At 66.6% G+C, this 11196-nt stretch carries 12 protein-coding genes and 1 tRNA gene; 7 read left to right on the forward strand and 6 right to left on the reverse strand.

From position 1 onward, the window contains the following. Positions 1–2: 2 nt before the first annotated feature. Both NS1_RS39905 and NS1_RS07055 read left to right on the forward strand, forming a co-directional pair. Positions 3–1361: a PPE domain-containing protein gene (locus NS1_RS39905; RefSeq protein ID WP_169812753.1), complete on the forward strand. Its 1359-nt coding sequence runs from the start codon at positions 3–5 to the stop codon at positions 1359–1361. After that, positions 1358–2113 (forward strand): ESX secretion-associated protein EspG, encoded by a 756-nt coding sequence (locus NS1_RS07055; RefSeq protein WP_062982703.1) that lies wholly within the window; start codon positions 1358–1360, stop codon positions 2111–2113. Before NS1_RS39905 ends, NS1_RS07055 begins: the two co-directional genes overlap by 4 nt. A gap of 98 nt (positions 2114–2211) precedes the next feature. Here the strand turns inward: NS1_RS07055 and NS1_RS07060 are convergent, their stop codons facing one another. Then, positions 2212–2637: a DUF6069 family protein gene (locus NS1_RS07060; protein ID WP_062982704.1), complete on the reverse strand. Its 426-nt coding sequence runs from the start codon at positions 2635–2637 to the stop codon at positions 2212–2214. Positions 2638–2979: 342 nt separating this feature from the next. On the opposite strand from NS1_RS07060, the gene NS1_RS07065 reads away from it, so the two are divergent. Continuing rightward, the gene (locus tag NS1_RS07065) at positions 2980–3981 is read left to right on the forward strand and encodes a 1-aminocyclopropane-1-carboxylate deaminase/D-cysteine desulfhydrase (protein ID WP_062982705.1); all 1002 of its coding nucleotides are present in this window, start codon (positions 2980–2982) and stop codon (positions 3979–3981) included. Positions 3982–3996: 15 nt separating this feature from the next. On the opposite strand, the gene NS1_RS07070 is transcribed toward NS1_RS07065, so the two are convergent. The 5 genes from NS1_RS07070 to NS1_RS07090 all read right to left on the reverse strand — a co-directional run bounded on the left by NS1_RS07070 (position 3997) and on the right by NS1_RS07090 (position 7071). Continuing rightward, positions 3997–5220, reverse strand: a complete 1224-nt coding sequence (locus tag NS1_RS07070; RefSeq protein WP_062982707.1) for an RNA polymerase sigma factor — start codon at positions 5218–5220, stop codon at positions 3997–3999. Then, positions 5217–5564: a YciI family protein gene (locus NS1_RS07075; RefSeq protein ID WP_056818818.1), complete on the reverse strand. Its 348-nt coding sequence runs from the start codon at positions 5562–5564 to the stop codon at positions 5217–5219. The genes NS1_RS07070 and NS1_RS07075 overlap by 4 nt, the downstream gene beginning before the upstream one ends. Before the next feature lie 158 nt (positions 5565–5722). Continuing rightward, positions 5723–5794: transfer RNA gene (locus NS1_RS07080), tRNA-Thr, on the reverse strand. A gap of 77 nt (positions 5795–5871) precedes the next feature. After that, positions 5872–6108: an MbtH family protein gene (locus NS1_RS07085; RefSeq protein WP_022565839.1), complete on the reverse strand. Its 237-nt coding sequence runs from the start codon at positions 6106–6108 to the stop codon at positions 5872–5874. Positions 6109–6237: 129 nt separating this feature from the next. Then, positions 6238–7071 (reverse strand): alpha/beta fold hydrolase, encoded by an 834-nt coding sequence (locus NS1_RS07090; RefSeq protein WP_056818821.1) that lies wholly within the window; start codon positions 7069–7071, stop codon positions 6238–6240. 174 nt (positions 7072–7245) lie between these two features. Here NS1_RS07090 and NS1_RS40750 point away from each other — a divergent pair, with 174 nt between their 5' ends. The 4 genes from NS1_RS40750 (at position 7246) to NS1_RS07105 (ending at position 11195) form a co-directional block, all read left to right on the forward strand. Then, positions 7246–7404 (forward strand): hypothetical protein, encoded by a 159-nt coding sequence (locus NS1_RS40750; protein WP_165610244.1) that lies wholly within the window; start codon positions 7246–7248, stop codon positions 7402–7404. Positions 7405–7448: 44 nt separating this feature from the next. Continuing rightward, positions 7449–8978, forward strand: a complete 1530-nt coding sequence (locus NS1_RS07095) for an alpha,alpha-trehalose-phosphate synthase (UDP-forming) (RefSeq protein WP_062982709.1) — start codon at positions 7449–7451, stop codon at positions 8976–8978. A gap of 88 nt (positions 8979–9066) precedes the next feature. Beyond that, positions 9067–9780, forward strand: coding sequence for a response regulator transcription factor (locus NS1_RS07100; protein ID WP_062982711.1), 714 nt, complete (start codon positions 9067–9069; stop codon positions 9778–9780). Between the two features lie 32 nt (positions 9781–9812). Further along, complete coding sequence (locus NS1_RS07105) at positions 9813–11195, forward strand: sensor histidine kinase (protein ID WP_062982880.1); 1383 nt, start codon at positions 9813–9815, stop codon at positions 11193–11195. Position 11196: the final 1 nt, after the last annotated feature.

Below are 11196 nucleotides of genomic sequence, written 5' to 3' on the forward strand. Positions count from 1 at the left end.
TCATGGGCAAATTGGGCAGCATTGCGTACACAGCAACCAGTTCATCCAGAATTACCGACCGAATCAGCTCGCTATTCGATTCCGATATCTCTGCCACACAGTCCGAACTGGACGCCCAAGATGCCGGCGACCGCGAACGAGCTCGGATCTACGCTGAGAATTCCAGCCTCGCTACCGGTTTTTCCGGCGAGTTTACGCCAGAGGTTGTACGACACATCCTGGAACCGTTCTCCATCATGAGCCATTCGGAAATCATGAAATTCGTCGAGTCGATCGACCCCGCTACGATGAGCACCAGCGTTCAAGCCTGGCGACAATTGGCGACCGACACCACGACGAAAGCCACTGCCTTTCACGACAATATTCAGAAGGAAATGGAACGGGGCTGGTCGGGCAGCGCAGCGAGCCAAGCGCTGGCAAGCACCAAAAGCTATCTCGCCGAAGTCCACAAGGTCGACCAAGCCGCCTCCCTGATCGGCAACAAGATGGAAGAGGCCTATTCCGGCTTCAATCAGGTGAAGTACTCGGTACCGCACGAGTCCGACAAACAGAGCAGCACCGTAGGTGGCGCAGTCTTTTCTGCGCTCGCATCTTCGATCGTGCCCGGCAGCGGTACCGCAGTTTCCGGCCTCATGGACAGCACCAGCGCAGGCCGCGCCGATGCTGCCCAAGCCGCAGCTCGCCAGGTGATGGAGACCGTCTACGCGCCGGTCGCGAAACAGTCGGACACCCAGGTCCCGAAGGTCCCCACGCCGGCAAAACCCCAGTCCGACAAGCCAACCGGCGACACCTCCAAGGACAAGCCGACCGGCACCACCACCGACAAACCCACCGGCACCACCACCAAGCCGAGCACCGACGACACCACCCCCTCCACCACGGAGCCGGAAACCCCCACCACCACCGACCCCGGTGACGACGACACCACCGACGACCAGACCACTGACGACACCACTGGCGACGAGACCACCGCCGCCACTACAACTCCGGAAACCCCCACCGCGACTACCCCGTCTGGCACCACCCCGGGCACGTCCCCGGGCGGACTCGGCTCCGGCGGTGGAGCAGGTGCGGGCGCGGGAGCTGGAGCAGGTGCAGGCACCCCCGGCGCGGCTGTCCCCGGCACCGCCGGGCAGAAGCAGGGCGCAGGCGCAGGCGCGGGAGCGGGCGCGGGTTCCGGCGCATCCTCGGGCCGCGCAGGCACATCCGGCATGGGCGGAATGGGCGCGCCCGGCGCACGCGGCGGCGGCAAGGACGACGAGAACGAGCACCAGGCCCCTGACTACCTGCGCGGCATTCACGAAGAACTGCTCGGCCCCGAACGCCTGCACGTTCCGCCGGTGATCGGCGGCGACGCATGACCGACACCTGGGAGCTGACCCCGTTCGAGTTCTGGGTCGCCTGGGAAACGCTCGGCCGCGACCGCATGCCCTGGCCCCTCACGTTCACCGCGGGCGTCGAAACCCAGGTCGAATTCGACCTGGAATGCCGTCGCGCCGCGGACGCGCTGATCGCCAAAATGGGCACCGACGAATCCCTCTACCACGCCCTACACGCCCTCGCGCACCCTGAAATCCGCATCGAACTGTTCGGCCACCGGCTGGACGGCCGCACCCGCATGGTCCGCGCCTGCGCCACCACCGAGGCAGGCAACGGCGTAGTCGCCGCCCAACTTCCCGGCCCCGAATACGGCCAGGGCGGCAACATCCTGATCTCCCTGCGCCCCGCCCACGCCATCACCGCCCGCCTGCTGGCCATCCTCCCGAAAACCCCCGCGGGCACCACCGGCGGCTTCAACGTCCACCGCGACGACTTCACCACCACCCCCGACCCCTACGCCCGCCACCGCACCCCTGCCGAACAAGCCCTCAAATTCCTCAAACGCCCCTTCACCACCTACGCCGAATTCCGCGTAGCCACCGGCCCAGCCCTGGACGGCTGGCAAGAAGGCGGCACCACCCTCCAACTGGTCGACTACACCAACGACGGCCGCTACCTCATCCACGAACGCGAACGAATAGAAGCCACCCCAGCCACCGCCGACAGAATCGAAGCCGACCTCCAACGTCTGGTCGACCAAGCAACCGCCACCACTCGCCAATCAGTCTGGTAGACAACACCACTCGCTGAATCGACAGGTAAATCGTGTACAGCCACGGGGCGTCTGTACACGATCACCTCCGTCATCGCATCCGGACAGCGGCGACTCCATCATTCAGGCGAGACCTGGTGAGCGAGCCGAGCGGCGACCGTCGGGATCACGATCGCGGCGGCCACAAGGTGGGTGAGCATCAGAGTGAGCTTGGTGTCGGCGGCTGCGTTCACGATCAGGTCGGGGACGAGCGACAGCGCGGTCAGGGTGATCGTGGTGCGCACGAACACCGTGCGAGGGTTTCGGGCCCACTTGCGCAGGGCGGCGGCGAAGAGGATGCCGATCGCGGCGAAGATCAAGGTGAGCTGGGTGAATCCGGCGAGGGGGATCTGTTCGCCTTCGATTGCGAGGGACACGCCGGCGGCGTGCGCGACGGCGGCTACGGCCGTTGTCGCGGCCGCGGCGACGACGGCCGCCAGTGCGGCCGGACGCCAGAAGGCGGAGCTGCTGCGGATGGTGGGCGCGGCGTAAGCGGAAGTGGTCATGTCGAACTCCTGTGTGGTGTGGGCAGCCTGTTGCCGCCTCTCCTCAGTTCCACGAACAGGACCGGTCGAATACGACAGGTCTCGGCGAAGTTCTTTCGGCGGCGCTGATCGGTATCTCCGGCCTGTCCGCGGGCCGGACCATGCAGGGCTCCGGCGCAGACCGCTGCCGGCCGGATCATCGCGTAGCGGGCGCTTGTGGCGTTCAGTGCGGTTTCGGCAAGTTGTTCGACTTTCGCGACAAGGGTTGCGAGAGTTGGGCAGCACCGAATCCGAGGAGGGAAACGTGCCGCGTTCACGGATCGGCGACCAGTTCCACGACATTGTCCTGACGAACGGCAGCTGATGAACACTCCGCTTCTGCACCAACGCTTTCCGCACCTACGCGAAACCCTGCCGCATATCGGACTGAGCTCCGGCCCGACACCGGTCCGTCGGCTCGATGCGCTGCCGACCGGTGGCGCGCCGGTCTGGCTCAAGGACGACTGCGCGTTCGGTGACGGCGGGTGGGGTGGCAACAAAGTCCGCAAGCTGGAATGGATTCTCCCCGACGCGCACCGGCGCGGCTCCCGGACCATCCTGACCGTCGGCGGAGTGGGTACGAACTGGGGACTTGCCGTCGCCCTGTACGGACGCGACCACGGACTCGGCACCGTTCTCGCCCTCGTCGACCAGCCGGTGGACGAGCACGTCCGCGCACAGCTGAGCCGGCTCGAGAACAGCGGCGCCACGCTCTATTTCACGCGTTCGAAGACGCGGACCATCCTCACCGCGCCGATGCTGTTCGCCCGGCACACCAGCGGGCGGCATCTGCCCTACTACCTGCCACCTGGCGGATCCTCGCCGGTCGGCGTCCTCGGATACGTCGAGGCCGCGCTCGAACTGGCCGGGCAAATACACCGCGGCGAGCTACCCGAGCCCACCCACATCGTGACCGCCGTCGGATCCGGCGGCACGATCGCGGGGCTGCAGCTCGGTTTGCGGATGGCGGGCTTGACGACCCGAGCAGTCGGTGTCGTAGTCAACGACACGCTGCGGTTGGATCCAGCGACGATCACCCGGCTCGCCCGCCGTACCACGCAACTGCTGCGCAAGCGAGGCGCGGACCTGTCCGATCTCGAACCGCGAGTCGAGGACATCGACATCGTCACCGACTGGCTCGGCAGCGGCTACGGCCACCCCACAGCGGAAGGCGAACGCGCCCAGACCTTGTCAGCCGACCGCGAGCACCTGAACCTCGAACCCGTCTACACCGCCAAGGCCATGGCGGCACTGCTGGCGATGAACGAGCAGGGCAGGTTCGGCGACGGCCCTGTCCTCTATCTCAACACGAACGGACCGCGCTGACCAAGCGTCCCCCTTCTACACGAGATGCTCGCGCCTCCTGGTCAGGTACGCGCGCTCCGCCGGGTTCTGCGTGGCGGCGATCGCGGCGTCGTAGGCGGACTTCGCCTCGGCGCCGCGCCCCAACCTGCGAAGCAGATCGGCGCGCGCGGCGTGCCAAGCGTGGTACCCGTCGAGCGGCAGTGAATCAATTTGTGCCAGAGCTACATTCGGCCCGTCGAGTTCAGCGATGGCGACGGCTCGGTTGAGGGCGACTATCGCAGTCGGGGTCACGGCATAGAGTTGGTCGTAGAGGGCGACGATCTGGTTCCAGTCGGTATCGCGGGAGTCGGCCGCGTCGGTGTGGACCGCGTTGATCGCCGCCATGAGCTGATAGCGGCCGGGCCGAGCCCCGCCGGCGGCGACGCGACGCAGGCATTCGCGCACGAGAGCGTGCCCCTCGGCGATGAGGACGTGGTCCCAGCCACCGCGGTCCTGCTCGTCGAGCGTCACCAGTTCGCCGCCCGCGATGCGCGCCGCACTGCGCGCATCGATGAGCAACATCAGCGCGAGCAACCCGGCAACCTCGCCGTCGTCGGGCAGTAGATCTCGCATGATGCGACCGAGCCGAATGGCCTCGGCCATCAAGTCGGTCCGAATCGATTGCGCGCCGGCCAGATATCCCTCGTTGAAGACCAAATAGATGACAGCCAGCACCCCGCCGAGCCGATCGGTGACGTCATCGCGATCGGGCACTCGGAACGGGATGTGCGCGGCTTTGATCTTGGCTTTGGCGCGGGTGATACGTTGCGCCATAGTCGTTTCGGCAACAAGGAACGCACGAGCGATCTCGCCGACCGTCAGCCCGCCGAGCAGGCGTAATGTCAGCGCGACTCGCGCCTCCGGCGCCAATGCCGGATGGCAACAAGTGAAGACGAGCCGGAGGCGATCGTCGTTGACCGGTCCGGTCGGTTCGTGCGGTGTGTGATCGTCGATGATCATGGCTGCCTGGTGTTTCGCGTCGCGCAATGATTCACGGCGGATCCGGTCGATCGCGCGGTTGCCCGCGGTCTTCGTGAGCCAGCCGCCCGGGTTGGGCGGTATGCCGTCGACCGGCCACCGTTCGATGGCTGTGAGCAGCGCCTCGCCCGCGGCGTCCTCGGCGATGTCGAGATCGCCGAAACGGCGAGCGAGCGAGGCGACCACCCGGCCGTACTCCTCGCGATAGATCCGATCGATCCGCGCGCGAGTGTCGTCGCTCATGCGCCGTCGAACGTCCTGATCTCGATCTTCTGCTCGCAGACCTTCGACGCCCTTGCGGCGATCTTCAGCGCGGCATCGAGGTCGGGTACCTCCACGACCCAGAACCCGCCGAGGCATTCCTTGGTCTCGGCATACGGCCCGTCGGTGACAATCACGTCAGCTCCGGTGTTGTCCACCGTGGTCGCCTCGTCGACCCGCCCGAGGCCACCCGCGAACACCCACACTCCTTCGGCCTGGAGCTCGTCGTTGAACCTCCCCGTCGCGTCGTACTGCGGCTGCGCCTCCTCCTGTGGAATGTCGTAGGCACTCGGGTCGACAACAACGGAAAGCAGGTACTGAGTCATGACGATCTCCCTTCGTCGGTGGCCGCCGATCGGCTGCCTCTACTCACACCACGAACGACCGAACCCGAATACGACAACTCACACCGAGATTGCTGCAACTTTCTCACCCCGGGCATGAAAAAAGGCCCCGACCTGGGTCGGAGCCTTCATCAAAAGTGAGCCCCCTGTCAGGATTGAACTGACGACCTTCGCTTTACAAGAGCGGTGCTCTACCACTGAGCTAAGGAGGCGGGTACTGCGGCGACCATCATAGCCGCGCACGCCGACCGCGTGACACCGGATGGGTGTCACGCGGTGGCGGAGGAGATCAGGACTGGGCGCGAGCTGCGTCGTCGGCGGCCATCGCATCACGCAGGCTCTTGGGCCGCATGTCGGTCCAGTTCTTCTCGACGTACTCGACGCACGCTGCCCGGCTTTCTTCGCCGAACACGACACGCCAGCCCGCCGGGACCTCCGCAAACGCGGGCCACAGGGAGTGCTGCTCTTCATCGTTGACCAGAACGAAGAAGCGGCCGTCCTCGTCGTCGAAGGGGTTGGTGCTCATTTCACCTCACTGGATACTGGCGCTGTGTACAGGATCACTGCGCGGCCGCTAAGCCACGAGCGTTGTGTCGACCCTAGCAAGGCATACGTTACTGGTAGGGAGTTACCCGATGCTGTTCCGGTCAGAGTCTCATGCGGCGAAGAAATCGAGCAAGATCTTGTTGACCGCCTCGGGACGCTCCAGGTACCCGTAATGACCCGTATCCGGGATCTCCTGGTAGCGGGCGCCGGGAATAGCCTCGGCCACCTCACGCGACAGGTACGGCGGAATCATCCGATCATCGGCGAACCCAATTGCCAAGCAGGGCACCGTAATCGAACGGTAGGCGGCGACTCGGTCGAATTCGTGGTCCATGGCCCGCTGCGCCCGGACACCGGGCGAAGGGGCCCCCACGGAGAACTCGAACAGGTCGAGCCAGTCGCGCGCCGCGTTGGTGTCGGCCATCGTCGCCGGTGACAGATTCATCACCGCGCTCAAGGCCGCCTCGAACTTCGCGGGCAGCTTCACGGCCGACGCGTCGAGCTCCTGCTCACCGGCCGACAGCGTCTTCTGGAACTGATCAAGCCTGCCGTGACCGGCCATGAACACAGCCTTGCGAACCAGATCGGGCCGGGCCAGCGCCAGCTCCTGCGCCACCCGCGCGCCCATCGAGGTCCCCGCGATCAGCGCGGGACCCTCGTCGAGGAACTCGATCAGCGCGGCGGTGTCGGCCACCAACTCCTCGATCCGCATTCCGCCCGCGGCCTCGAAAGTCGGCGCGATCCCCCGGTTGTCGAACACACAGACCCGATAACCCGCCGCGACCAGCGCGGGAACCTGATGTAGCTCCCACACGCGCCCAGGCGACCCGGTCCCCATGATCAACACCACCAGCGGACCACCGCCCTTGACGTCCGTGCCCTTGGTACGGTCGCCCTTGACCTGATAATTCAGTGCGATGCCGTTCACCGTGGCCAGTGGCATGAAACAAACCTCTCTGCGGGGTTGATCGTGTGCTACCCCACGGTAACGGGACCGCCACGACACGGCACCGGGGCGGGGTGTTACGCGTCGCTACTTCATCGGCCGTGCGCCGGCGCCCGATAGTATTGATCACTCGCAGGTAGAGCGCAGGGAAACCGGGAGGACGAACCCATTATGGCCGCGAAGAGCACCGCCAACGACATCGCCGACGACGAACTCGAGCCGCTTGCCGACGAAACTGCCCGCCAGGCACAGAAGGTCGTCGCGGCACACGCCGAAGACGCCGACGAGTGCCGCATGCTGCTGTCCATGCTCGGCATCGCCCCCGCCTGACACAGCGCACCCCTGCGACGCATAAGGATGCGTGAGTGGACCAAATGATCGATCAACCGTCCAATGACCGTCCGTCCGAAAACAGTGAACCCCTCGCGCCGACCGGCGCGGGTTCGGGATTCGTTGTCGTCGCCAACCGGCTTCCGGTCGACCTCGAGCGCCTGCCCGACGGCACCACCAGATGGAAGCGCAGCCCCGGTGGGCTGGTAACCGCGCTGGAACCGGTGCTGCGCAGCAACAAAGGCGCCTGGGTCGGCTGGGCAGGCGTGCCCGATGTCGAGGTCGAACCGATCATCGAAGACGGGCTCGAGCTGTATCCGGTGCCGCTCACGGCGCAGGAGGTGGAGGACTACTACGAGGGGTTCTCCAACGGCACGCTGTGGCCGCTCTATCACGATGTGATCGTGCGCCCGGTGTACGACAGGGCTTGGTGGGCGGCCTATGTCGAGGTCAACCGGCGTTTCGCCGAGGAGACCGCGAAGGTGGCCGCCGAGGGCGCGACAGTCTGGGTGCAGGACTACCAGCTGCAGTTGGTGCCCAAGATGCTGCGCATGCTTCGCCCCGATCTGACCATCGGCTTCTTCCTGCACATCCCGTTCCCGCCGGTCGAGCTGTTCATGCAGATGCCGTGGCGCACCGAGATCGTCGAGGGCCTGCTGGGCGCCGACCTGATCGGTTTCCACCTGCCGGGCGGGGCACAGAACTTCCTCTACCTGGCCCGCAGACTGGCCGGTCAGCCCACTTCCCGTGGCACCATCGGCGTTCGCTCGAAACTGGGTGTCGTGCAGGTCGGTTTCCGCACGGTCCGGGTGGGCGCGTTCCCCATCTCGATCGATTCCGCCGAACTCGACGAGTCCTCCCGCCGTCGGTCGGTGCGGGAGCGGGCCGCGCAGATCCGGGCCGAGCTGGGCAATCCCAAGAACATCATGCTCGGCGTCGACCGCCTCGACTACACCAAGGGCATCGACATCCGGCTCAACGCGCTGCAGGAGCTCCTCGAAGAGGGCCGCGTCGACCCGACCGAGACGGTGATGGTGCAGCTGGCCACCCCCAGCCGCGAACGCGTGCAGAGCTACATCAAGATGCGCGGCGACATCGAGCGCCAGGTGGGCCGGATCAACGGTGAATTCGCCCGCGTCGGCTACCCGGTCGTGCACTATCTGCACCGCCCGATCCCCCGCGACGAACTGATCGCCTTCTTCATCGCCGCCGACGCCATGCTGGTGACGCCCCTGCGTGACGGCATGAACCTGGTCGCGAAGGAGTACGTGGCCTGCCACAGCGACCTCAACGGCGCCCTGGTGCTGAGCGAGTTCACCGGCGCCGCGGCGGAGCTGCGCCAGTCCTACCTGTGCAACCCGCACGACCTGGACAGCGTGAAGGACGCGATCATCGGCGCACTCGACGACGATCGCGATACCAAGCGCCGCCGGATGCGGTCGCTGCGCCGTCAGGTGCTGACCCACGACGTCGAACGCTGGGCGCGCGCGTTCCTCGACGCGCTGTCGCACAGCAATATCGCCGGTTCGGCCCTGATGAGCGACGAGCAGACCTACCCGGCCGACCAACGCTGAGGTACGCCCCGCGTCGGCCAGTGGGCACACAGCGACCTCACAGCGTCGGTCCAGCCACTTCCCAGCGGGGTGGTGGAGCATTAGGGGCATGAGTGGTGTGCCTGATGTGCCCGAGGCGCGGGTGCTCGTCGTCGACGACGAACCGATGATCGTCGAGCTGCTGGCGGTGAGCCTGCGCTACCAGGGGTTCGAGGTGGCGACGGCGGCCGACGGCGCCGAGGCGCTGGATCGTGCGCGCACGTTCCGGCCGCAGGCGCTGATCGTCGACGTGATGATGCCCGGCATGGACGGCTTCGGTCTGCTGCGCCGGCTGCGCGCCGACGGGATCGACGCACCGGTGCTGTTCCTGACCGCGCGCGACGAGGTCGACGACAAGATCACCGGGCTCACCCTCGGCGCCGACGACTACGTCACCAAGCCGTTCAGCCTGGAGGAAGTGGTGGCGCGGCTGCGGGTGATCCTGCGTCGCGCCGGCCACGCCGAGCCCGAGCGGGCGAGCACCCGGTTGCGCTTCGCCGATATCGAACTCGACGACGACACGCACGAGGTGTGGAAGGACGGCGAGCCGGTTGCGTTGTCCCCCACCGAATTCACGCTGTTGCGCTATTTCATGGTGAACGCGGGAAGCGTGCTGAGCAAACCGCGGATCCTGGATCACGTGTGGCGCTACGACTTCGGTGGTGAAGTCGGCGTGGTGGAGACCTATGTGTCGTATCTGCGCAAGAAGGTCGACACCGGCGAGCAGCGATTGATCCACACGCTGCGTGGGGTCGGCTATGTGATGCGTGAGCCGAAGCGGTGAGCAGACTCCCCCTGCGGGTGACGCTGGTGCTGATGCTGGTCGCGCTGGCCGGATTCGGTTTGGTCGCTTCGAGTTTCGTGGTCACCAAGGCGATGGAGACCTCGCTGCAGAACCGCACCGACCAGCAGTTGCAGGACGCGGCGATGGAATGGGAGCGGCGGGTGGGGCTGCCCGCGCCCAACCTGCCCCCGCCCTCCTCGGAGTCCGGGCAGCCGCCCGGGCGTTACTTCGTGACGGCCGAGAGCACCGATGGCACCCGAAACGTACGCCTCGACAATGTCTTCGGCACGAATGCCGAGCCCGACCTCCCCGACCCTCCCGCGCTACAGCCGGTCACGGTCGGCTCGTTGGACGACTCGGGCGACCAGTGGCGAGTGCTCACGGTCAACGGCCATCGTGCGACGGCGACGGTCGCGTGGCCGCTGGCCGAGAACCTCGAGACGCTACGCAACCTCGTTGTGCTGCAATTGATCGTCGGCGCCATCGTGCTGATCGCCTTGGCCATCGCGGCCTATTTCGTGGTGCGCGGCAGCCTGCGCCCGCTGCACCGGGTCGAAGCGACGGCGGCGGCGATCGCGGGCGGCGAGCTGCATCATCGAATCCCGGTGCACGGCAATGTCACCGAGGTGGACCGACTGTCCCGTTCGCTGAACAGCATGCTGACCCAGATCCAGCAGGCTTTCGCGGCCACCGAGGCCTCCGAAACCGCCGCGCGCGAATCCGAGGCGAAGATGCGCCGTTTCGTCGCCGACGCCAGCCATGAACTACGCACGCCCCTCACCACGATCCGCGGCTTCGCCGAGCTGTACCGCCAGGGGGCGACCACCGATCCGGCGATGTTCATGAACCGCATCGAGCACGAGGCCCAACGCATGGGGCTGCTGGTCGAAGACCTGCTCATGCTGGCCCGCCTCGACGCCCAACGCCCCGTCGAACTCGGCCCGGTGGATCTACTGGCGATGGCGGGCGACGCCGTCCACAGCGCCCGCGCGGTCGAAGCCGCCGAAGGACAACACCGCCCGATCACTCTCGAGATCGCCGAAGGCACTGGCACCCTGGAGATCCTCGGCGACGAACACCGCCTCCGCCAGGTCCTCACCAATCTCCTCGGCAACGCCCGCACTCACACCCCCGACGGCACCTCGATCACCGTCCGCCTGACCCCCGCCACCGACGAGGTCCAGCTCGAGGTCGTCGACACCGGCCCCGGGCTCTCCGCCGAGGAAGCCGACCACGTCTTCGAACGCTTCTACCGAGCCGACACCTCCCGCACCCGCCGCGTACACACCAGCGGCAGCGGGCTGGGTCTTTCCATCGTGGCAGCACTCGTCGCGGCGCACGGCGGCACAGTGCGCGTCGAATCGACTCCCGGCGGCGGCGCCACCTTCGTGGTGCGCCTACCGCGCGGCGAGTAGG

Source organism: Nocardia salmonicida NBRC 13393 (assembly GCF_001613085.1).
Lineage (GTDB): Bacteria > Actinomycetota > Actinomycetes > Mycobacteriales > Mycobacteriaceae > Nocardia > Nocardia salmonicida.

What these genes read in the sequence shown, in the direction of transcription:
- NS1_RS39905 (WP_169812753.1), top strand. Translation starts at nt 3, where the DNA reads ATGGGCAAATTGGGCAGCATTGCGTACACAGCAACCAGTTCATCCAGA.
- NS1_RS07055 (WP_062982703.1), top strand. Translation starts at nt 1,358, where the DNA reads ATGACCGACACCTGGGAGCTGACCCCGTTCGAGTTCTGGGTCGCCTGG.
- NS1_RS07060 (WP_062982704.1), bottom strand. Translation starts at nt 2,637, where the DNA reads ATGACCACTTCCGCTTACGCCGCGCCCACCATCCGCAGCAGCTCCGCC.
- NS1_RS07065 (WP_062982705.1), top strand. Translation starts at nt 2,980, where the DNA reads ATGAACACTCCGCTTCTGCACCAACGCTTTCCGCACCTACGCGAAACC.
- NS1_RS07070 (WP_062982707.1), bottom strand. Translation starts at nt 5,220, where the DNA reads ATGAGCGACGACACTCGCGCGCGGATCGATCGGATCTATCGCGAGGAG.
- NS1_RS07075 (WP_056818818.1), bottom strand. Translation starts at nt 5,564, where the DNA reads ATGACTCAGTACCTGCTTTCCGTTGTTGTCGACCCGAGTGCCTACGAC.
- NS1_RS07085 (WP_022565839.1), bottom strand. Translation starts at nt 6,108, where the DNA reads ATGAGCACCAACCCCTTCGACGACGAGGACGGCCGCTTCTTCGTTCTG.
- NS1_RS07090 (WP_056818821.1), bottom strand. Translation starts at nt 7,071, where the DNA reads ATGCCACTGGCCACGGTGAACGGCATCGCACTGAATTATCAGGTCAAG.
- NS1_RS40750 (WP_165610244.1), top strand. Translation starts at nt 7,246, where the DNA reads ATGGCCGCGAAGAGCACCGCCAACGACATCGCCGACGACGAACTCGAG.
- NS1_RS07095 (WP_062982709.1), top strand. Translation starts at nt 7,449, where the DNA reads ATGATCGATCAACCGTCCAATGACCGTCCGTCCGAAAACAGTGAACCC.
- NS1_RS07100 (WP_062982711.1), top strand. Translation starts at nt 9,067, where the DNA reads ATGAGTGGTGTGCCTGATGTGCCCGAGGCGCGGGTGCTCGTCGTCGAC.
- NS1_RS07105 (WP_062982880.1), top strand. Translation starts at nt 9,813, where the DNA reads ATGCTGGTCGCGCTGGCCGGATTCGGTTTGGTCGCTTCGAGTTTCGTG.